Annotated in this window: 23 protein-coding genes and 1 riboswitch; of the genes, 22 read left to right on the top strand and 1 reads right to left on the bottom strand. The window is 47.6% G+C overall.

Annotation, left to right across the window (positions count from 1 at the left end; all coding sequences use genetic code 11):
- Positions 1-34 precede the first annotated feature (34 nt).
- From M3221_RS05045 to M3221_RS04945, 21 genes are all read left to right on the top strand, one after another.
- Complete coding sequence (locus M3221_RS05045) at positions 35-706, top strand: response regulator transcription factor (RefSeq protein WP_251270432.1); 672 nt, start codon at positions 35-37, stop codon at positions 704-706.
- Positions 703-2,082 (top strand): sensor histidine kinase, encoded by a 1,380-nt coding sequence (locus M3221_RS05040; RefSeq protein WP_251270431.1) that lies wholly within the window; start codon positions 703-705, stop codon positions 2,080-2,082. The genes M3221_RS05045 and M3221_RS05040 overlap by 4 nt, the downstream gene beginning before the upstream one ends.
- Entirely contained in the window at positions 2,079-2,582 is a 504-nt protein-coding gene (locus M3221_RS05035; protein WP_251270430.1) for a PepSY domain-containing protein, read from the top strand. Before M3221_RS05040 ends, M3221_RS05035 begins: the two co-directional genes overlap by 4 nt.
- 93 nt (positions 2,583-2,675) lie before the next feature.
- Positions 2,676-3,194, top strand: a complete 519-nt coding sequence (locus M3221_RS05030) for a PepSY domain-containing protein (RefSeq protein ID WP_251270429.1) — start codon at positions 2,676-2,678, stop codon at positions 3,192-3,194.
- A gap of 70 nt (positions 3,195-3,264) precedes the next feature.
- Positions 3,265-3,455: riboswitch (cobalamin riboswitch) on the top strand.
- 134 nt (positions 3,456-3,589) lie between these two features.
- Entirely contained in the window at positions 3,590-3,961 is a 372-nt protein-coding gene (locus tag M3221_RS05025; RefSeq protein WP_242232244.1) for a (2Fe-2S) ferredoxin domain-containing protein, read from the top strand.
- Positions 3,958-5,523: a precorrin-3B C(17)-methyltransferase gene (cobJ, locus tag M3221_RS05020; protein ID WP_251270428.1), complete on the top strand. Its 1,566-nt coding sequence runs from the start codon at positions 3,958-3,960 to the stop codon at positions 5,521-5,523. The genes M3221_RS05025 and cobJ overlap by 4 nt, the downstream gene beginning before the upstream one ends.
- Before the next feature lie 12 nt (positions 5,524-5,535).
- Entirely contained in the window at positions 5,536-6,441 is a 906-nt protein-coding gene (locus M3221_RS05015) for a sirohydrochlorin chelatase (protein ID WP_251270427.1), read from the top strand.
- Positions 6,438-7,217, top strand: coding sequence for a precorrin-6A reductase (cobK, locus tag M3221_RS05010; protein WP_251270426.1), 780 nt, complete (start codon positions 6,438-6,440; stop codon positions 7,215-7,217). Before M3221_RS05015 ends, cobK begins: the two co-directional genes overlap by 4 nt.
- The gene (locus tag M3221_RS05005; protein WP_251270425.1) at positions 7,207-7,851 is read left to right on the top strand and encodes a precorrin-8X methylmutase; all 645 of its coding nucleotides are present in this window, start codon (positions 7,207-7,209) and stop codon (positions 7,849-7,851) included. Before cobK ends, M3221_RS05005 begins: the two co-directional genes overlap by 11 nt.
- On the top strand, positions 7,848-8,936 hold the full coding sequence (locus M3221_RS05000; protein ID WP_251270424.1) for a cobalt-precorrin-5B (C(1))-methyltransferase: 1,089 nt from the start codon (positions 7,848-7,850) through the stop codon (positions 8,934-8,936). The genes M3221_RS05005 and M3221_RS05000 overlap by 4 nt, the downstream gene beginning before the upstream one ends.
- Positions 8,929-10,134, top strand: a complete 1,206-nt coding sequence (cbiE, locus tag M3221_RS04995; RefSeq protein WP_251270423.1) for a precorrin-6y C5,15-methyltransferase (decarboxylating) subunit CbiE — start codon at positions 8,929-8,931, stop codon at positions 10,132-10,134. The genes M3221_RS05000 and cbiE overlap by 8 nt, the downstream gene beginning before the upstream one ends.
- Entirely contained in the window at positions 10,134-10,838 is a 705-nt protein-coding gene (cobI, locus tag M3221_RS04990; RefSeq protein WP_251270422.1) for a precorrin-2 C(20)-methyltransferase, read from the top strand. The genes cbiE and cobI overlap by 1 nt, the downstream gene beginning before the upstream one ends.
- Positions 10,835-11,608 carry a precorrin-4 C(11)-methyltransferase gene (gene cobM, locus M3221_RS04985; protein WP_251270421.1) on the top strand — a complete coding sequence of 258 codons (774 nt, stop codon included), beginning with the start codon at positions 10,835-10,837 and terminating at the stop codon, positions 11,606-11,608. The genes cobI and cobM overlap by 4 nt, the downstream gene beginning before the upstream one ends.
- Positions 11,605-12,687, top strand: coding sequence for a cobalt-precorrin 5A hydrolase (locus tag M3221_RS04980; protein WP_251270420.1), 1,083 nt, complete (start codon positions 11,605-11,607; stop codon positions 12,685-12,687). The genes cobM and M3221_RS04980 overlap by 4 nt, the downstream gene beginning before the upstream one ends.
- Before the next feature lie 16 nt (positions 12,688-12,703).
- Positions 12,704-14,077 (top strand): cobyrinate a,c-diamide synthase, encoded by a 1,374-nt coding sequence (locus M3221_RS04975; RefSeq protein WP_251270419.1) that lies wholly within the window; start codon positions 12,704-12,706, stop codon positions 14,075-14,077.
- Between the two features lie 136 nt (positions 14,078-14,213).
- Positions 14,214-15,458, top strand: coding sequence for a polysaccharide deacetylase family protein (locus M3221_RS04970; RefSeq protein WP_251270418.1), 1,245 nt, complete (start codon positions 14,214-14,216; stop codon positions 15,456-15,458).
- 128 nt (positions 15,459-15,586) lie between these two features.
- On the top strand, positions 15,587-16,885 hold the full coding sequence (locus tag M3221_RS04965) for a hemolysin family protein (protein WP_251270417.1): 1,299 nt from the start codon (positions 15,587-15,589) through the stop codon (positions 16,883-16,885).
- Positions 16,886-17,003: 118 nt separating this feature from the next.
- Positions 17,004-18,461 (top strand): nicotinate phosphoribosyltransferase, encoded by a 1,458-nt coding sequence (locus M3221_RS04960; protein WP_285879132.1) that lies wholly within the window; start codon positions 17,004-17,006, stop codon positions 18,459-18,461.
- 103 nt (positions 18,462-18,564) lie between these two features.
- Positions 18,565-19,161: an IMEF encapsulin system ferritin-like cargo protein gene (locus tag M3221_RS04955; RefSeq protein ID WP_251270416.1), complete on the top strand. Its 597-nt coding sequence runs from the start codon at positions 18,565-18,567 to the stop codon at positions 19,159-19,161.
- Positions 19,162-19,173: 12 nt separating this feature from the next.
- Positions 19,174-20,028 carry a family 1 encapsulin nanocompartment shell protein gene (locus tag M3221_RS04950; protein WP_251270415.1) on the top strand — a complete coding sequence of 285 codons (855 nt, stop codon included), beginning with the start codon at positions 19,174-19,176 and terminating at the stop codon, positions 20,026-20,028.
- Positions 20,021-20,389 (top strand): 2Fe-2S iron-sulfur cluster-binding protein, encoded by a 369-nt coding sequence (locus M3221_RS04945; protein WP_251270414.1) that lies wholly within the window; start codon positions 20,021-20,023, stop codon positions 20,387-20,389. Before M3221_RS04950 ends, M3221_RS04945 begins: the two co-directional genes overlap by 8 nt.
- A gap of 75 nt (positions 20,390-20,464) precedes the next feature.
- On the opposite strand, the gene M3221_RS04940 is transcribed toward M3221_RS04945, so the two are convergent.
- Positions 20,465-20,944 (bottom strand): hypothetical protein, encoded by a 480-nt coding sequence (locus tag M3221_RS04940; protein WP_251270413.1) that lies wholly within the window; start codon positions 20,942-20,944, stop codon positions 20,465-20,467.
- A gap of 313 nt (positions 20,945-21,257) precedes the next feature.
- Between M3221_RS04940 and M3221_RS04935 the strand changes: the two genes are divergently transcribed.
- Positions 21,258-22,076 carry a basic amino acid ABC transporter substrate-binding protein gene (locus M3221_RS04935; RefSeq protein WP_251270412.1) on the top strand — a complete coding sequence of 273 codons (819 nt, stop codon included), beginning with the start codon at positions 21,258-21,260 and terminating at the stop codon, positions 22,074-22,076.
- Positions 22,077-22,126 lie beyond the last annotated feature (50 nt).

Here is a 22,126-nt window from a genome sequence, read left to right as displayed (position 1 = left end):
TATGATAATAAAGAGAGCGAGAGGAGCGAAAGGGATGGATAAACAGCGTATTTTAATTGTAGAAGACGAAGAGCGGATTGCCCGGGTGCTTGAGTTGGAGCTTGAGCATGAAGGATATAAAACGAAAAAAGTGCTGGACGGGCTCGATGCTCTTGCTTTGTTTCGAACAGAGACATTTGACCTTGTCCTGCTTGATGTGATGCTGCCGGGAATGGATGGAATGGGCGTTCTGCGGCGAATCCGCCAGGGAAGTGATGTACCTGTTATTATGCTGACAGCCAAGGATGAAGTGGCCGACAAAGTAACCGGGCTTGATCTTGGGGCCAGTGATTATGTCACAAAGCCGTTTGATATGGATGAGCTTTTAGCCAGAATCCGGGCGGCACTTCGTAAAACGGTTTCGAACAGCTCGCTGTCTGCAGCGGATTTAATCGTAAAAGAAGAATCTCGTGAAGTTACACGAGCGGGCCAGCCTATCGATCTTACACCGCGTGAGTATGATCTGCTCGTTTACCTGTTGAAAAACAAGCGTCACGTATTGTCCAGAGAGCAGCTGCTTGATGGCGTCTGGGGATATGATTATTACGGTGACACAAACGTGGTGGATGTATATATCCGCTATGTGCGAAACAAAGTCGATAAACCGTTTGACCTGTCCCTTATTCACACGGTACGCGGTGTTGGATACGTGTTGAAAGAATCATGAAGCTGAAAAATAAAATTCACCTCGGCACGAGCGTCCTGCTTGTTGTGATTGTCATTTTGATGAATACGGCCGTTTATTTTGCCGCTTCTTTTATGCTGAGGGAAGCAGATGTTGAAAGAGCGGCAGCGGATGCAGCACAAATAGCCGGAGGCGTGTCGAGTCCAGCCGAGTCTATAACGAGCAGTGATTTACTCCGGGCTTATGCGCCGGCGAATGGAATGGTTCGTGTGATATTGCCGGATGGAACGGTTGATGGGGTGGCAGTTTCGCCAGATGCCTCCGGGCTCAGAGAGCGGGCTGCTGCTTTTACAAAAGGAGAGAAACGGGAGATCATAAGGGATGATAAGGGTTCTTCCTATGCCCGAGTCGCACTTCCGGTTATTTGGCGCGGCGGCGAAGTGGCTTCGCTTGAATTATGGGAGGATCTGCAGGCAACAGAGCGAATTTTAACGATTTTGCGCGGCGTGCTTTTTGCTGCTTTGCTAATAGCGGTTATTCCTGCTGTGATATCAGCCCGCGTACTGGGCGCTATTATCTCTAACCCGGTTGAACAGATGACGGAAACGATGCGCCGGATCCGTAAAAGCGGTACACATGAACGGATTGAAACAAACGGCAGCCGGCATGATGAACTGCAGGATATGGCACTTACCTTCAACGATATGATGAATTTGCTTGAAGAAAATTACCGAAAGCAGGAAGCGTTTGTACAAAACGCTTCACATGAATTAAAAACACCCCTTACCGTTGTAGAATCATACGCCCGTTTGTTGAAACGCCGCGGAAAGGACCACCCGGATTTGTTCGATGAATCGGTGGAAGCCATTTACGAAGAAGCGCTCCGCATGAAAGAACTGACCCAGCAGCTGCTTGCGCTCGCACGGCGCGATGAAACATGGAATGTGAAAATGGAAACGGCTGATATGGCTGTTTTTGTACGGGAAACAGCCGACTCCTTTCAGCGGGCATATAAGCGGCGTGTTGACGTTCGAATAAAGGAAACATGCAGCGTGAAGACGGACCGGGCTAAACTGCGGCAGCTGTTATTTATTTTTTTGGATAATGCACGCAAATATTCTGAGAAGGAAATCTGTATAGAAGTCGAGAAACAGGAAATTCGTGTGATAGATCAGGGAATGGGCATACCAGCATCGGACCTGCCAAAAGTATTTGACCGATTTTACCGGGTGGACAAAGCAAGAGCACGTAAAACGGGCGGGTTTGGCCTCGGTTTGTCTCTCGCAAAAGAGCTGGCGGATGCCCTTGGGGTCATTCTCCGGATTGAAAGTGAAGAAGGAAGAGGAACAATCGTGATTCTTACTTTTAGCGAATGCTCGTCTGCTGAACGAAAAGACGAACGGGGGAAAGAGGAATGAAAAAAGTCATAACGGCTGCCATCGCAATCGCAGCCGCCGCTGCCGCGGTTTTTTTATACCAGTCCCTGCAGCAGCCGGATGTCACGATGAACGAAGCAGGAGAAAAGCTGGCTGAGCAGTACGGCGGCACGGTGAAGAAGGCGGAGCAGGCAGATGGAGAATTTCACTATACAATAGAAGTACCCGATGAAGGCCAATACAGCATGACGGTTGACAGTGAGACGGGCGAATTAGTGGCTATGACACGCCTGGAAACAGTAGAAAATGATTCGGCTGCCCAAGAAGAAAAAACTGAAAAAGGTGCTCGACAGCTGACAACGGAAGAAGCAGGAGAGATTGCGCTTAAAAAAGTACCGGGAACAGTGGATGATATCGAACAAGGCGACGGAGAAGAAGCCGGTTCTTACCTCGTTGATATAGACGCTCAAAATGGCGAAGAAGTGACGGTGCGAATCAATGCGATTTCAGGGGAAGTGCTGTCGATTTCCTGGGATGACTAACGGTTCTCATCAAACTCTCATTTTTCCCTCCCTTTTTTCTCATTTTGCATGGCTATGATAAAAGCAGAAAAGAAAAAAGAGGAGGAAATAAAAATGAAGAAAACAACCATTGCAGGCAGCTTCTTAACGTTAGGTCTTTTAGGCGGAGGGGTTCTCTGGGGCGTACAGAATGACAAAATCCAGGCGGAAGTGCCCGGCTTTGACGCGAAGCTGACGATGGAAGAAGCAAAAGCAATTGCTGAAAAAGAAACGCAGTCTGTAGTTGAGAGCATTGAATTGGAGAAAAATTTGTCTGGCCCTGTTTATGAAATCGATACGCAGGAGTATGATATAAAAATTGATGGAGACTCCGGCAAGGTGTTAAAAAAACAACGGGATACGGATGATGACAGCGGCGATGATTATGATAATCGTGAGAATACAAGTGTGACAGTAACAGAAGCAGAAGCGAAAGCCGCCGCCCAAAAACAAGTAAAAGGCACAATTGAAAAAATAGAGCTGGATGACGGACACTATGAATTAGAGATCAGGGACGGCAAAACAGAAACGGATGTATGGGTAAATGGAACAACAGGTGAAGTCGTAATCGAGGAAGAAGATCTGGATGATTAATCCGGGTCTTTTTCATTTTTCCCTTGCTAAAAGAAGCTCTTCCCTGCTAATGTTAAAGACAACAAAACTAAATAAAGCAATCATTAAAAGTGCCCGGAGTTTCTACGTCCGGGATAATAGGGAAACCGGTGAAAGTCCGGTGCAGCCCCCGCTACTGTATGCGTGATGAACCTGTCTGAAACCCACTGGATTCTATCCGGGAAGGGAGGCAGAAGTAAAGTGACCGCAAGCCAGGAGACCTGCTTTTAATGCTGAAACATCATTCTTCGGTGGGAAGAACGGGATGAATACGCATGGCTTTTTTGGACAAGTCTTTTCTTTTATGCGGTTTTCTGCCCCTGCTTCTGCCGTAGAAGCGGGGGCTTTTTGTATGCTTTAAAAAAGGAGCGGATAAAGTGGCAACGTGGAACTTAACGAGTATGAGCAAGCATGTGCTGATTTGCAACGGGTCTACCTGTATGCGAAAAGGCGGCGAAGAAGTGACACAGGCAATCCGGAATGAAATTACCGAGCGGGATTTGGATGCATATGTACATACAACAAGAACAAGATGCAATGGACGCTGCAAAGACGGGTGTGTGGTTGTCGTTTACCCGGAAGCAGACTGGTATTTTGAAATGGACGAGCACCGTGCCAAAGAGATGGTCGCCTCGCATCTTGAAAACAACCAGCCAATAAAAGAATGGATTGCCTATGAGCGGTCAGGAGAAGGCATGCAGCTGCTGAACGGCCGCTTTAAGGGAACAGAAAAAGGAGAGAAAAAATGACGGGCACATTGTATGTTGTCGGCTTCGGACCCGGCCATGAAGATCATATTACCGATCGGGCGAAACAAGCGCTGAAAGAAAGTGATTACGTCATTGGATACAAAACCTACATGGAGCTTGTAGCCCCTTTGATTGAAGGAAAAGACGTTATTTCAACCGGAATGAGCGAGGAAGTAAGCCGGGCACAGGCAGCGGTTAAGCAGGCGGAGCGCGGAAAAACCGTTTCTGTCATTTCAAGCGGTGATGCCGGTGTATACGGCATGGCAGGTCTTGTATATGAAGTATTGGCGGAACAGGGATGGAAGCGGGATACCGGCATTCGTGTAGAAATCATTCCGGGAATATCGGCGATCAATTCATGCGCGTCTTTGCTCGGCGCCCCTATTATGCATGATGCCTGTACGATCAGCTTAAGTGACCATTTAACGCCGTGGGAGCTTATAGCGAAACGGATAGATGCTGCCGGCGCTGCTGATTTTGTAATTGCGCTGTATAACCCGAAAAGCGGGCGGCGCACGAAACAAATTGAAGAGGCACAGCGGATTTTGCGCAACTACCGAAAACCGGACACGCCGGTTGGGCTTGTAAAAAGCGCATATCGTGACCGGGAAGAAGTCGTGATGACGACACTTGCGGAAATGCTGGACCACGAAATTGGGATGCTGACAACAGTCGTGATCGGCAATTCAACGACTTTTTTCTATGATGGACTGATGATTACACCGCGTGGATACACACGCAAATATACATTAACAGAAGAAAAGCAGCCGCTGCGGCCGCATGAGCGGCTTCGCCCTGAAAACGAACCGTGGGCATTGCATGGAGGCCAAAGTGAAAAAAAGCCCGAGCTTAAAGAGCTTGGCCTGCAGGCGCTCGCCGCACTGAAGCGGCAGAAGACGGCGCCGCCAGCTGTGAAAACAATCTTTGAAGCGGCGGTCAGTCCAGGACTGGTAAACAAGCATTTTACACCGCAGCAGCTGATCGCTATATCTGAAGCGGCGGGCGAAAGGGGTACGATCGAATATACACCCCATCATTATGTGCTGTTAAAAACCGAAACGAGTAACCCGCAGCCGATTATTGAAAAGTTGAAAGCAGCGGGACTAAGCCTTGCGCCAACCGGCGATGTTGTCACGATAAAAGCGTGTGACTTCTGCAACGGTGATAAAGGCGACGCGATTCCATATACCGAGCAGCTTGGACGGGAGCTTGGCGGCCTCGACGTGCCGAAAGAGCTTCGTATTGGCGTGAATGGCTGCGGCATGGCGTGCTACGGTGCAGTGAACGAGGATATTGGCATTGTATACCGTAAAGGAGCGTTTGACCTGTTTTTAGGCGCTAAAGTGGTCAGCCGGACTGCGCACCCAGGTGTGTATGTGGCAGAAGGCATTCCGCCGGAACGAGTTGTTCCGATGCTCACAGGAATTGTAGAAGAATACCGTGAATCCGGCCATCCAAATGAACGCTTTTTCAAATATTTTAAACGGGTTGGGGAAATAGAAGGATTTGCCCATCGAGATATGCCGGTGCCGGACGTTGAACCGATGCCGTGCGGAGAATAAGGAGGAAAAAGAATGAAAGCCGTACTTTTTGTTGGGCACGGAAGCCGTGACCCGGAAGGCAATGACCAAATTCATCAATTTGTGGAAGGATTTCTGCCGGATTTAAATCCGCTCGTTTTATATGAAACATGTTTTCTGGAGTTTGCGCGTCCCGATATCGCGGAAGGCATCGAGCGGTGTGTAGCCCGGGGAGCAACTGAAGTTGCCCTCATACCACTTATGCTGCTGCCGGCGGGGCACTCGAAAATTCATATTCCAGCAGCGATTGACGCAGCAAAAGAAAAGTATCCGGGTGTGACATTTACCTATGGAAAGCCAATTGGCATCCATTATGAAACTTCTGTGATTTTAAAAGAACGCCTGCAGGCTGCCGGCATTGATCCGGATGAAGCGGACGAACAGGATGCGGTGATTCTGCTTGGGCGCGGCGGAAGCGATACAGATGCCAACAGTGACTTATGCAAAATTGCCCGTATTTTATGGGAAAAAACATCCTTTGAAACCGTTGAACCGGCGTTTTATGGTGTGACGAAGCCATCACTTCCCCAAGCGGTAGAAAGAGTTAAAAAGCTTGGCGCGAAAAAAATCATTATTCTGCCGTACTTTTTGTTTACGGGTGTGCTGATCAAACGGATCGAACAGGATTTGGCCCTGTTTCGTGAGCAATATCCAGAATTGTCTTTCACGCTTGCGAATTATTTCGGGTTTCATCCGAAGCTTAAAGTCATTGTGGCAGACCGGATTGATGAAGCGCTGGGCGGTAAATCACTCATGAATTGTGATACATGCCAGTACCGGTTTGAAGCGGGTATTCACCATCATCATGACCACGACCATGATCATCATCACCATGATCACGACCACGGCCGCCATCATCACGGTCATGACCATGATCATGAAAAAGAGGCGATTCGATGATTTTCTTTTTAGCGGGGACGAGTGATGCCCGGGAGCTCGCTGTGAAACTGCAAAAAACGGGGCGCCCGGTTACAGCATCTGTAGTCACCCAGAATGCGTCAATTGAACTTGAAGCAGCGGGCATTTCAACGCGTGTGGGCCGGCTGGCTGGAGATGAAATGACATCTGTGCTCGGAAAGGGTTATACGGCAGTCGTCGACGCCAGCCATCCGTTTGCCGAAGAAGCATCCCGAAATGCTATCGAAGCTGCCCAACGTGCCGGAATTCCTTATATCCGCTTTGAGCGGGCCGGCACGCAGGTTATTGAGCATCCGCTTGTCACACGCGTGGATACGTATGAAGAAGCAGCGGAAGCGGCACTAGAGCGGGGAGGTGTCGTGCTCCTGACGACTGGCAGCAAGACGCTGCAGGTTTTCACTGAAAAGCTGCTGCCCCACACGGATATCCGGCTGATTGCACGGATGCTGCCGCGCACGGACAATATGGAAAAATGCGCTGAGCTTGGACTGCCTCAAAAAAATATTGTGGCTATGCAGGGTCCTTTTACGAAAGAGTTTGATCTTGCACTGTACCGCCATTACGGCGTGACGACGACCGTCATGAAAGAAAGCGGCGCGATCGGCGCGGTGGCGGAAAAGATCGAAGCGGCCGTGTCGCTTGGTATCGAAACGATTGTCATTTCCCGGCCGCCGGTACAATACCCAAATCAATGCGAGCAATTTGATCAAGTGATCCACACATTAAATCGCCTGGAGGAAACGAAACATGGACTTTAAAACAACTTTTGTACCGGAAACAGTGAAACCAATGGAAATTGAATCGCTTAGTTTCTCGATTATTGAAGACGAGTTTGGCCCCCATGATTTATCACCGGAAGAGTTCGCTGTTGTACAGCGGGTGATTCATGCTTCTGCCGATTTTGAACTCGGGAAAAGCGTGCTGTTTCATCCAAAGGCCATTGAGTCCGGCATTCGCGCGATCCGGCAGGGTACGCGTGTAATTTGTGACGTGCAAATGATTCAATCAGGCGTATCAAAACCGCGTATTGAGCAGTTTGGCGGTTCTGTGCATGTACATATCTCGGACGATGATGTGATGAAAGAAGCCAAAGAACTTGGGTTGACACGGGCGATTATCTCTATGCGTAAAGCGGCTGCGATTGGAGAAGGCGGTATTTACGCGATCGGCAATGCCCCGACAGCTCTTTTAGAAATTATCCGCCTCGCCAAAGAAGGCCTTGCCAAGCCTGATTTAATTATCGGCATGCCGGTCGGCTTTGTGTCGGCAGCAGAATCCAAAGAAGAACTGGCAAAACTGGATATTCCGTTTATTACGAATATTGGCCGTAAAGGCGGCAGTACGGTCACCGTGGCAGCACTGAATGCGCTGTCGCTGCTTGCCGTAAAATGAAGCCGGTCCCTGATAAGCCGCTTCGCACAGGCTACACAACGGGTTCCTGTGCGACTGCCGCGGCAAAAATTGCGCTGCAGACGCTTCTTACAGGCCAGCCGCCCGAATCGGTTTCTATTTATCTGCCGGCGAAGCAATGGGCTCACTTTACACCGGAATTTATCGAAGCAGGCGAGGGCTCTGTAAAAGCCGGCATCAAAAAAGATGCGGGAGACGATCCTGATATTACACACGGAGCTGTTATTTGTGCAGAAGTAAGCTGGACAAGCGAGCCAGGCATTGAGCTTGATGGCGGGGAAGGTGTCGGCCGGGCGACAAAGCCGGGACTCGACGTAGCACCGGGTGAAGCCGCGATTAATCCGGTGCCGCGCCGTATGATTACTGAAGCAGTTCAAGAGTTGCTTTTAGAAGCGGGAGCTGGAAAAGGCGTCCGCGTGATCATTTCCATTCCAGGCGGCGAGAAGCTGGCTGAAAAAACCTTAAATGCAAGACTTGGCATTTTAGGCGGCTTGTCTATTCTAGGGACGAGCGGCATTGTCCGCCCGTTTTCAACTGCGGCTTTTCGAGCCAGTATTGTAAAGGCTATTGAAGTGGCCGTTGCAGCCGGCTGTAAGCACGTGGCCGCTACGACAGGCGGACGCAGTGAAAAATATGCCATGAATCATTTACAGCACCTGCCGGAAGAAGCATTTATTGAAATGGGCGATTTTGTCGGCTTTACACTCAAGCATTGTAAACGGCTCGGTATTCAAAAAGTTACACTTGCCGGGATGCCGGGCAAATTTTCAAAGGTCGCTCAAGGCGTCATGATGGTGCACTCTAAAAGCGCACCGGTCGATATGAATTTTTTGGCACAGATGGCGGAAGAAGCAGGCGCCTCCGAGAATGAAATTGAAGAAGTGAGGGCAGCTAACACAGCGACGCATGCAGCAGAATTAATGGCGGACTATCCGGCATTTTTTGCGCTTTTCTGCCGCAATTGCTCAAGAAATGCCGTTCAGGAAGTGCGCGGCGGCATGGAAGTTGAAACGCTGCTGTTTGCGATGAAAGGACAGCTTTTAGGAAAGGCGGAATACAGTGAGTAACGTACATATTATTGGCATCGGTGCAGACGGAGCGGAAGGGCTGCACCCTCGCCAGCTAAAGCGTATTGAAGAGAGCCGGCTGCTTGTCGGCGGAGAACGGCAGCTGTCGTTTTTTCCTGATTTCACAGGGGAGAGGCTCGTGATTGGCGGGAATTTAAAAGAAGTAAAAACAAGGGTTCAGGACGAAGAAGGTCCAGTCGTGGTGCTGGCTTCGGGCGATCCGCTTTTTTACGGAATCGGAGCGTATCTGTCAGGGAGTACAGAAGCCGTGATTGAGCCGCAGCCGTCAAGTGTACAGCTTGCATTTGCCCGGATGAATGAATCGTGGCAGAATGCAAAAACGATCAGTGTGCACGGCCGTCCAATCACCGGGCTTGCCCAGAAAATTGACGGTGAAGAAAAAGTGGCGCTGCTGACAGATGAAACGCATTCACCAGATGTGATTGCCCGCTACCTGCTTCGGTTTAACATGACCGAGTACGATGCATTCGTGGCTGAAAATATGGGTGCGGCGGACGAACGTTGCCGTCATTTAACGCTTGAAGAAATGAGTGAAGCTTCATTTGCTCCGTTGAACGTGGTGATTTTAAAGAAAAACGGGCCATCGAAAGAATGGACTACCGGTATTCCGGATGAGGAATTCAGCCAGCGCAAGCCGGACAAAGGCTTGATTACAAAGCGTGATATCCGCATTCTCACCATCGGCCGAATGAACATCCGTCCGGACAGTACCGTTTGGGATATCGGAACGTGTACTGGTTCCATTGCGATTGAAGCAGCTAAAATAGCCCGAAATGGAGCTGTTTTTGCCATCGAGAAAAATGAAGCGGACCTCGCCAATGCTGAAGCGAATTTTCAAAAATTTCGCACGGACGTGACGCTTGTTCATGGAAAAGCGCCAGATGGATTAGAGGCTTTCCCTGATCCAGATTGCGTGTTTATGGGCGGCACGGCCGGTAATATGGACAAGCTTATTGACACGTGTGCGAAGCGGCTGAAGCCGGGCGGGACAATCGTATTGAATGCCGTTACGATTGAAAACATGTCAAAAGCCCATCAGTTATTCCGGGAAGCCGGCTTTGAGGTAGATATGGCTCTTGCCCAAGTGTCCTTGTCTAAGCCTATTTTAAATATGACGCGCTTTGAAGCGCAGAATCCGGTTTACATTATATGTGCTAAAAGAAAAGAGGAACAGTGATGACAGGTATTTTATATGGGATTGGTGCAGGACCGGGCGATCCGGAACTGTTAACGGTAAAAGCGTTTCGCATTTTGTCGGAAAGCCGGGTTATTGCGTTTCCGAAAAAGCGGTCTGGTGAAAAAAGTTATGCGCGCCAGATTATTGATGCTTATATTGATCCGCAGGAAAAAGACATGCTTGGTCTTGTTTTTCCGATGACGAAGGATCCGGTCATTTTAGAGCGTGAATGGAACAAAGCAGCAGAAGCCGTAGCGGAAAAACTGGAATCCGGTGAAAACGTCGCGTTTGTGACAGAGGGCGATCCGATGCTGTACAGCACATTTATTCACATGAAAAATGTATTGCAAAAAAGAATGCCGAACGTAAAAACAGAAGTAGTGCCCGGCATATCATCAGTAAATGGAACCGCAGCAAGGCTGAACATTCCGCTTGCCGACGGAGATGAGCATGTCGCGATTATTCCGGCAACAAATGATCGCGAGGCGCTGAAACAGGCAATTGAGACGCATGACTGCGTTATTTTTCTGAAAGTCGCGAAGGTGGCAGCCCTTATTTCAAGTGTAATCCGGGAGCTTGGACTTGAGGAGCACGCCCATGCGGTCACAAAAGTTACATCCAGTGATGAAGTTGTCTGGACACTGGATGAATTTGAGCGGGCAGAACCGAATTATTTAACGCTGATGGTGGTGAAGAAAAAATGAAGCTGTTCATTGTGGGAGCGGGGCCCGGCGCACCTGATTTAATTACGGTCCGCGGGATGAAGCTTGTAGAGGAAGCAGACGTGATTTTGTATGCCGATTCACTCGTTAACGAGGAATTAATGGCGGGCTGCAAGGAAGGTGCTGTTGTACTGAAAACAGCCGGCATGCATTTAGAAGAGATGGTAGAGACCATGGTCAATTACGTGAAGGAAGGAAAGAAAGTCGTCCGCCTTCACACAGGCGACCCGGCTATTTATGGAGCGATCATCGAGCAAATCGCCCTCTTGAAAGAAGCGGGCATTGAAACAGAAATCGTACCTGGAGTCAGCTCTGTTTTTGCAGCAGCTGCGGCAGCTGGGGCGGAATTGACCATTCCGGATGTTACACAAACCGTTATTTTAACGCGCGCCGAGGGAAGAACGCCGGTACCAGAGAAAGAGCAGCTGAAGGATTTAGCCAAGCATGAATGTACAATTGCTTTTTTCTTAAGCGCAACACTGACCAAAAAGGTGACGCGTGAGCTGGTTGAAGCAGGCTGGCCGGAAGACACGCCGGTAGCTGTTGTATACCGTGCCACGTGGCCGGACGAAAAAATTGTCCGTTCAACGATCGCCGGACTCGATGCGGCGATGCGTGAAAACGGCATTCGCAAGCAGGCGATGATTTTAGCCGGCAAAGCGCTTGATCCGGACATTGGAAATTCGGGACATCGTTCAAAACTGTATGATAAAACCTTTACCCACGGTTTCCGGAAGGGAATCAAGTCATGAAGGTTGCGATTGCTTCCATTACAAAACACGGAACCGAAACAGCACGTAAGCTTGCCGAGGAGATGCAGGCGGATTTGTACTACATGCGGAAATTTTGCCGCGGTGATGAAGAAGAGCGGGGCATTACGCTGTTTGACGGTTCTGTCCGCCTTCAACTGCCGAAATTATTTAAAGAATACGATGGCATTGTGCTGATTATTTCACTCGGTGCTGTGGTCCGGATGATTGCTCCGATTTTAGGCGATAAAAAAACCGATCCCGCAGTGGTCGTCCTCGATGACCGAGCCGAGCATGCAATCAGTGTTCTTTCGGGCCATATCGGCGGCGCCAACGAGCTTACACACTGGGTGGCCGAGCTGACAGGTGCCCGGCCGGTGATTACAACTGCATCCGATGTCCAAAAAACGATTCCGGTTGATATGTTTGGCCGTGAATTCGGCTGGAAGTTTGAATATGACCGCTTTTTAACGCAGGCGGCAGCTGCTGTAGTGAACGAAGAGCCGGTACTTGTCGTGCAGGAATCAGGAGAGCCGAACTGGTGGAAGCATGACCGGCCGATGCCGGCTCATATCAAGACGGCGGCTTCGGTAAAAGAAGCACTTGAAACGCCTCACAATGCCGCTCTCGTCATCACCCACAGACTGCTTGAGGCAGAAGAACTCGATGGGCTTCACTATCCTGTTGTGTACCGCCCAAAATCAATCGTCCTTGGCATTGGCTGCAACCGTGGAACAAAAGCGGAAGAAATTGAGCAGGTTATCGATGAGACCCTTCGCGATCTTGCCCTTTCCAAAACAAGCGTTCAGTCCATTGCATCCATTGACCTGAAAAAAGATGAAGAGGGTATTTTGGCAGTTGCCGAAAAAAACGACTGGCCGTTTTTCACCTTTCCGCCTGAGCAGTTAAACGAAGCGCCGATGAAAGAGCGTTCAGAAACGGTGTTTAAGTATACCGGTGCGTATGGGGTCAGTGAACCGGCTGCTTATTTAGCGTCAAAAGGGGGAGAAGTTATTCTGCCAAAGAAAAAAAACGGCAACGTAACCATTTCGGCTGCCCTGATCGAATTTGGCAAGAAGTAAAGGAGAGAAGAATAAGATGGGAAAACGAATCGTTATTGCCGGAACGGGCAGCGGCTCCGGCAAAACAACGGTTACGCTGGCGCTGCTTGGCGCCCTGAAGCAGCAAGGCCTTTCTGTACAGCCGTTTAAATGCGGACCGGATTATATCGACCCGACGTACCATACGGCTATATGCGGGCGCCTTTCGCGCAACCTGGACAGCTGGATGGGAGATGCCGGCACGATCCGTGAGGTATTTTCTGAAGCGTCACGGGATGCTGATATTTCAGTGATTGAAGGTGTCATGGGGATGTTTGATGGAAAAGACCCGCTCAAAGATGACGGCAGTACAGCCGAGATCAGCCGTCTTACAGGCGCGCCCGTACTGCTGGTCATTGATGCATCCGGCACGGCACGAAGCGCGGCAGCCATTGTGAAAGGATTTCAAATGATGGCACCTGGGCAGATCAAAGCCGTTATTGCGAACAAAACCGGCAGTGAAGGACACTTTCGCTTGATTGAACAGGCAGTAAAGCAGGAATGCGGCATCCCGGTTATCGGCCATTTGCTGAAAATGCCTGGTGTCAGTGTGCCGGAGCGCCATCTGGGCCTTGTCCCGGCCGTTGAAAGAGGAGATCTGGCCGGTTTTTTTCATACGCTTGCAGAAGCGGCCCGAAAGACGGTTGACCTTGATGAACTGCTCCGCCTTGCAGAAGTGCCGGACCTGCCGCAGTCTGAAAACCGTTTATTTGGAAGAAAACAAGACAGCCATGTGACGATTGCGGTTGCAAAGGATGCCGCCTTTCACTTTTATTACGAAGAAAATTTGGAGATGCTTCGCACGCATGGGGCAGACCTTCACTTTTTCTCGCCTCTTGCCGGCGAGACCGTACCCGAAGCAGCAGATGCTCTTTATATTGGCGGCGGATTTCCGGAAGAATTTGCACCCGTTCTCGCTGCCCAGTGCGAAGCACGGAAGTCCGTCCGGCGGGCTGTTGAGTCCGGTATACCGACATTGGCTGAATGCGGCGGGTTTATGTATTTAACGGAAGAACTGATTACCGTTGATGGACACTCTTATCCGATGTGCGGCATTATTCAGGGGAAAACGGTCATGAAATCAACCAGAGCAGCCCTAGGCTACCGGGAATTAACCGCTTTTCCGGGTGCGTGGATCCCAGAAGGTGAGAAGCTAAGAGGACATGAGTTTCATTATTCTGTGTTTGAAGGACAGGAAAAACCAGCTCCGGCTTTTCAATCCGGCAGCCGATTTGGGCAGAAGCCGGACGGCTGTATAGTGCATAATGTTATTGCAGGCTATGCCCATCTTTATTTTCCGTCAAATACTGGAATCCCGGAAGCATTCGTGAAAGCGGCCCGGACTTACCAGCGGAAAAAAGTGACAATCTAAATAACTTGTACGTTTTTCGTCAAATTATGACAAAAACATAGCCATATTTTTATGAAACTATTGTATTATACTATCTCTTTGTTTACAATCATAAATGGAAGGTGCATCCAATATTATGTTTAATTAGGGGATACGTATGAACAAAAAAACGACCATCATTGCTTTGCTGTCAAGTTTATTTTTGATGCTCGCCATGGTACTGGTCAATTTGATTGTAACAGCCACCCACCACAACAAAACGGTGTGGGCAACAAGCACAGTAAAATCGTCTTATGAAAATATTAACATTAAAACGAAAGAAGCCCATGAAAAGAGGTACGATATCGCGATACAGTACCCTGTTTTTCAACAGGCTTCCTTAAATAAAAAAATCGAACAGTATGTAAAACAAAAAGAGTCAGGTTTTTTAAAAGAAGTTGGGAAAACCGATAGAAAAATGCGAAACGAACAGCCTGCTTCCCTGCGGTTAACGTTTGAGCTTGTTCCAGACAGCAGCGGTATTTACTCGGTTCTTTTCAATGAAAAAACGTATATCACGGCTGAAAAAAACCGCATCTTAAATGAAACGTTTATCGTGGATACAGCAGCGGGCCTGCTTGCAAAAGCGCCGGACTTATTTATCAATCCGCAAAAAGCTTCTACGGCTCTTCATACACCTGTTTCGATCAACCAAGCCGGTTTGTATGTGAAAAATGGCGAAATGGTTTTTTTTAGTGATCGTAAAAAGCACGAAGGAAGTGTGCCGCTTCGCAAGGCAGTGCCGTTTTTAAAAAAGGAATGGAGGGACCAGTTAGCGGCAGAGACTGAGCCTCAGGTGGAGCCAGCCGGAAAAACATCTAGAAAAATTGCGCTTACGTTTGATGATGGGCCAAATCCGCAGAGTACAAAAGCGATTTTGGCTACGCTTAAAAAACATCATGCAAGAGCCACCTTTTTTATGCTCGGCAGTCGTGTGGAGCAATATCCGGAGCTCGCCGACCAAGTGGTGCAAGAAGGCCATGAAATCGGCAATCATTCTTTTAGTCACCGGAACCTGACTGCACTCGATAAGCAGGGTATAGAAGAAGAAATTCGGCGGACAGCTTCAGCAGTAGAAGCGGCTGCCGGTGTTTCGCCATTGACGGTCCGGCCTCCTTATGGAGCGACAAATGACAGTGTAAATGAAGTGATTGGAGCAAAACCGCTGCTTTGGACCATTGACACCATGGACTGGAAATCGCACAATCCAAAAGCCATCTGCGGGATTGTCGAAAAAGAAACAAAGGACGGTTCAATCGTGTTAATGCATGATATTCATCAAACTACTGCCCAATCGCTTGATGAAATCGTGTCTTTTCTGCAAAAGGAAGGCTATGAACTTGTCACAGTCAGTGAATTGTAAAGAGATCCGGCCCGGCGAAAGCTGAGCCGGATTTTGTGTTCATAAAGCGGAACGTGATATGATAAGAAAAAAGACGGTTATTTTTTGAAAAACAGGAGGTGGATGCTCCGAGCTATCGGAGCCTGTCATTGGAGATTGTGAATTTATTGGGCATTGCTTTATTAATCGCCCTCACTGCTTTTTTCGTGGCTGCGGAATTTGCTATTGTAAAAATGAGAGCTTCACGCGTCGATCAGCTTGTAGCGGAAGGAAAACCGGGTGCTATGGCAGCGAAACGCGTTACAACCCGTTTAGATGAGTATTTATCTGCCTGCCAGCTCGGCATTACCATTACGGCACTCGGGCTTGGCTGGATTGGCGAACCGACGGTGGAAAAGCTTCTTCATCCGCTGTTTGAGCGTTTTGAGCTTGCTTCTTCTCTCGCTGCAGTTTTGTCATTTATCCTTGCTTTTACCATTGTCACGTTTCTTCATGTTGTTGTGGGCGAGCTGGCGCCTAAAACAGTTGCTATCCAAAAAGCGGAGGAAGTCACGCTGGCGCTTGCCGTCCCGCTTATATGGTTTTACCGTATTATGTATCCGTTTATATGGACGCTCAACGGCTCTGCACGGTTTGTGACCGGCTTGTTCGGGCTGAAAATGGCATCTGAACATGATGAGGTTCATACAGAGGAAGAATGGCGGATGCTGCTTTCTGAAAGTTACAAAAGCGGCGAAATCAATCAAACTGAACTGAAATATGTAAATAATATTTTTGAATTTGATGAGCGCCTTGCAAAAGAAATTATGGTGCCGCGCACAGAAATGGTCAGCTTATCGATTGATGATACACTCGATGATGTTCTGGCTATTATCAGAGAAGAAAAATATACGCGGTATCCCGTTATTGACGGAGACAAAGACAATGTAATCGGCATGGTGAACTTCAAAGAAATTTTAAGCGTCGCCGTAAAAGGCAAGCCGCTTCCTAAAGTGCAGCCGCTGCGTCAATTTGTAAAACCCGTGATTCGCGTGTTTGAAAACATGCTGATTCATGACCTGCTTGTGAAAATGCAGAAAGAGCAGACTCATATGGCAATCTTAATTGATGAATATGGCGGTACATCAGGTCTTGTAACGGTAGAAGACATTTTAGAAGAAATTGTCGGGGAAATTCGTGACGAATATGATACAGATGAAATTCCCGAAGTACGAAAAGTGAATGATAGCCATTATCTATTCAGCGCGAAAGTATTAATAAGTGAAGTAAATGCCCTGCTTGGCACCGAGTTAAATGATGAAGATGTCGATACGCTCGGCGGCTGGTTTTTAACAGAAAAAATTGATACATCCCTTCATGACATGCTCGAAGAAGAGGACTGGATATTTACGATTATCGAAATGGAAGATCATCATATTTTATATATTGAAGCGAAAAAGCGCACATAACGGGCGCTTTTTTTCGTGGTTGTCACAAGAAATAGTCCGGGACAAGTTGCCGGAACGCTCAAAAAGGTGTAGGATAATAGGAATGAAACACGATGGAAAAGCAAAGGGAGTAAAAATAATGTCACGATATGAAGACGACAGCCTTGCCTTGCATACCGACCTTTATCAGATTAATATGGCCGAAACGTACTGGCATGATGGCATCCATACAAAAAAAGCCGTATTTGAATTATATTTTCGCAAGCTTCCATTCGGAAACGGATACGGTGTTTTTGCCGGATTAGAAAAAATTATCGATTACTTGGAGAATTTTCATTTTTCAGAGAGCGATATCGACTATTTGCGCGATATCGGCTACAAGGAAGATTTTTTAGCTTATTTAAAAAACATGAGGTTTACAGGCACGTTAAAAAGCATGCAGGAAGGTGAGCTTGTCTTTGCAAACGAACCGATTCTGCGTATTGAAGCGCCGCTGGCGGAAGCTCAAATTGTCGAAACCGCCCTGCTTAATATTGTGAACTATCAAACATTGATCGCCACGAAAGCATCTCGGATTAAACAGGTGCTTGGCGACGAAACGGCAATGGAATTTGGCTCGCGCCGGGCGCACGAGATGGATGCAGCAGTATGGGGAACGCGGGCTGCTTATATCGGCGGTTTTGATGCAACAAGCAATGTCCGGGCAGGCAAGCTGTTTGGCATTCCTGTTTCCGGTACGCACGCCCATGCACTTGTGCAAACGTACAAAGATGAATACACAGCTTTTCGAAAATATGCAGAGCGGCATCGTGACTGTGTGTTTCTCGTAGATACTTATGACACGCTCAAGTCTGGTATGCCGGCAGCGATCCGGGCCGCAAAAGAGCTGGGAGACCAGATTCGCTTCGTTGGTGTCCGCCTCGACAGCGGCGATATGGCTTATCTTTCCAAGGAAGCACGTAAAATGCTTGATGAAGCAGGGTTTCCAAAAGCGCATATTGTGGCGTCCAATGATCTGGATGAATACACAATTATGAACTTAAAAGCAGAAGGTGCCAAAATTGATGTATGGGGTATCGGTACAAAGGTGATTACCGCATATGACCAAGCTGCTCTTGGTGCCGTTTATAAATTGGTGTCGATTGAAGATGACAACGGAAGGATGACGGATACGATCAAGCTGTCAGCCAATCCAGAAAAAGTGACAACACCTGGATTAAAACGCGTGTACCGCATTATCAATAAGCTGAATGGCAAAGCGGAAGGGGATTATATTGCGATGGAACATGAAGATCCACAGCATGCCGAGCGGCTGAAAATGTTTCATCCTGTACACACCTTTGTCAGCAAATTTGTGACCAATTTTGAAGCGCGCGAACTGCATGAACCGATTTTCATCAACGGCACGCGTGTATATGAACTGCCCGATATCCACACGATTCGGAGCCGGACGGCGGATAACCTGTCGCTATTATGGAGCGAATACAAGCGGGCGCTTAATCCGGAAGAATATCCGGTCGATTTAAGCCAGGCCTGCTGGGATAATAAAATGAAAAATATTGAAGCCGTTAAAGCGCAGCCGCAGGAGCAGCTGTAACGGTCCGAAAAAGCGCCAAAATCGGCGCTTTTTTTCATGTAATCTTTGCCCCTGTAAAAAGCAGCGATTATAATGGAAGAAGGTACACTAGGAGGTGCGTCTCGTGAAGGAAGAATTAAGTGAATTTTATGATATCTTTACCGGCACTAAAAAAGATATTGAAAGTTTTATGGCAATGCTCGATCCGGTTATTAACAATGCAAAAGATGACCACGAGCGGCTGTATTATCACCATATTTTTGAAGAAGAGGAACAGCGGCTTGCCAGGCTTGCCGAGTTGATCCCGCTGATTGAAACCTTTCAGGCCGGGTGGGGAGGCGATTTCACACCGTCCAACAATACGTTTAACCGGCTGCTGCAGGAATTGAATCTTGAAAAGTTCGGCCTGCATAACTTTGTGGAGCATCTTGATCTTGCTCTTTTTCAATTTAAAGATGCGGAGCGCCAGGCCAAGCTGTCCCAAATGCGCGAATCCAATTATAAAAGTTATCAGTTTGTAAAAGAAAAGCTTGCCGGCATTAACAAACGCTTTGACACAGGGTACACAGACCCGCATGCGCACCATGACGAGCATGGCGATCATTTAAACCATCATGCACACAGCGATCATCATTCCCATGTGCATACATCGGCGGCGCTTCCGGCAAAACCGGCAGGACCAAAGCGGACATTTACAGTAGGGTCCCTTATTTCAAAGTAGGAGGAAGAGTTGATGAGCAAATTACACTTATATCCAGACGCACCACTGTCAGAGGCTGACTTTGATCAGTTGGAGCAAATTATGATTGAAGCGGCCAGAGGGCAATTAACAGGCCGGCGGTTCATTGAGTTATACGGCCCGCTTGGACGCGGCGTACAGAGCATTCACACAGACATTTTTTCTGAAAAAAGCGCAGCTCATATGGATTTGCAGGGATCGTTTGACACGGAAGTGGAATCATCCAAGCGTGTCAATTATACCATTCCTATGTTATATAAGGATTTTGTTTTGTACTGGCGTGACATTGAGCAGGCAAAAGCACTTGATATTCCGATCGACTTTTCCGCAGCAGCCAATGCGGCACGTGATGTGGCATTGCTCGAAGACGAAATGATTTTTCATGGCGCGGCCCAGTTTGACATACCTGGTTTAATGAATGTCAAAGGACGCCAGACACATTTAATCAGCAATTGGTACGAATCCGGAACCGCATTCCAGGACGTAGTGGAAGCACGCGGAAAGCTGATGGAGATGAACCATAACGGTCCGTATGCGCTTGTTCTGTCGCCAGAGCTGTATGCACTGCTGCACCGGGTACACCGCGATACAAACGTGCTCGAAATTGAGCATGTGCGTGAGCTTGTAACAGGCGGCGTTTTTCAATCGCCTGTTTTAAAAGGAAAAACAGGTGTGCTTGTGAATACAGGACGTAATAATCTTGATTTGGCGGTATCGGAAGATTTCGAAACCGCTTATCTCGGCGAAGAAGGAATGAATCACCCATTCCGTGTATACGAAACGGCAGTGCTCCGGATCAAACGTCCATCTGCAATTTGTACATTCGCCGACCCAAGAGATGATGAATAGGGAGTGGACGGTCGGTTCGCTCATTCCAGGCAGGGAAACACGGCGTGCACCGCTGGAGCCGCCGGCCCGCCTGGCGGAAGGAAAACAGCCATTTCTCGATAAGCTGGCAGCAGCTGTTCAATGGAAGCAAAAAGAAGCCTCCTGCACTGTATCAGTCAAGCCGGGTATTACACTGCTCGATGCGGCGCTTGAACAAGGGTGCAGCATAGATTACAAATGCCGTAAAGGAACATGCGGCCGGTGTGCTGTGGATATTCTTTCAGGAGAAACCTTTCTCTCACTTAAAAATGAAGCCGAACAAAAAAAGCTCGGCGCTTCTTTACGCAGGCTGGCCTGCCAGGCGGTCATTAGAGAAGCGTAAAAAAAAAACAGGGAAGCCGATTGGGCACCCTGTTTTTCACATAAAAAAAAGCCTTTTAACAAGGCTGGTTATATATTAAGCAAATTTTTTCATATTGATGGCAACTACATTCGATTCAATCGCAAATGGCAAATGAACATGCCGCTTTTCCAGTTCGTCTATACTGACGTCCCGTACAAGCTTTAATGCTTCTTTTTTAAAGGAGTGAGTGACAAATCCTTCATTTACTTCACACAGCTTACGCAAGTAGCGAAGGGTTTCTTCTGTCAGTATTTCTCGAACGGCTGCATTTTGAAGCTGGCAGATCAATTTATGGCGAAGTCCCCGCATGACGCCGATTTGATCAACGTGTGCTGTAACGTTTTCGCCGCTATCTGCCACAAAGCTGAACGAAATGTATTTTCCCTGGGACAAATCAACATTTGTAAAAACCGGATTGGTATATGTTTCACCGGATGAAAGTGTAATCGACTCGGCTTCCGCAGCACCACCCAGCTTTCGGCTGTTGGCGATAACCATATGGATGTCTTTGAGTCCATGAAGCATTCCATTCATGCAGTCTCCCTCTTTTCATCGTCGTTCTTCTTTCATCTTAAAGGGAATGATAATCATTGTCAATAAGAAGTTAAGGAAGCATGAACTGCGTATTTTTGTACAGAATAAAAGAGCATTCCGCTTTACTTAATACTATTCAGAAAATTCGTTCTTTATGCAAAATCTATTCAGTATTCTGTAATAAAATGCAAAAAATGCGCATTTTCGATGAATATTCATGTATAAAAATAAACAAATGCATAAAAAATGATTGAGTTTTTAAAGCGGAAAGAGTATTATCGTACTATATAAAAAAATCAAAGGGGATTTTTACATGACCTATTCATTTAAAAAAGCAGCAGCCGCTATCATGGCCAGCACTGCTTTGCTGTTAGCAGCGTGCGGCGGCGAAGAAGAAGAAAAGGGCAGCAGTCCTTCTGAAGAGAAAAAGGTACTTAATGTTGGAACGGAAGCTACATTCGCTCCGTTTGAATTTATGGATAAAGGTGAAGTGTCCGGATTTGACGTAGATCTTTTAAATGCCGCAGCAGAAGAAGCTGGCTATGACGTCAACATTCAAAATACAGGATGGGATTCCATGCTTGCCGGTCTTCAAAGCGGACAGCTTGATATCGGCATGTCAGGCATCACTATCACCGATGAACGTAAAGAAACATATGATTTCTCTGTTCCATATTTTGAATCTGTAACGATGATCATCTACAAAGAAGGAACAGACATTAAAGCAGCGGAAGATTTAAAAGGCAAGAAAATTGGCGTTCAAAATGGGACAACTGGACAATTTGCAGCTGAAGGCATCGTGGGTGTAAACAACAATGCTATTTCAAAATATGAAACAGCCGCTCTGATGTTCCAAGCTCTTCAAAGTGGAGATGTTGAAGCTGTAGTAACAGATATTGCAGTAGCACTTGAATATGAAAAATCAAATCCGAATGCCGGTGTTAAAACGGTCACAGATGATCAGTTTGCAGCTGAATACTACGGTATTGCTTTCCCGAAAGGAAGCGAGTATAAGGACGATTTTGACAAAGCATTAAATACGCTTTACGAAAACGGTAAATATGCTGAAATATACGAAAAATGGTTTGATGAAGCGCCAGATATGGAAACTTTAAAAAAAGCAGCGCAATAAAAAAACGGCTGTCCATTTCTTAACGGGCAGCCATTTTCTATGAAAGGAGA

Source organism: Domibacillus indicus (assembly GCF_023715895.1).
GTDB classification, from domain to species: domain Bacteria; phylum Bacillota; class Bacilli; order Bacillales; family Domibacillaceae; genus Domibacillus; species Domibacillus indicus_A.
Note: the sequence above shows the minus strand (reverse complement) of the source record. Positions and strands in the feature narration are given on the sequence as shown.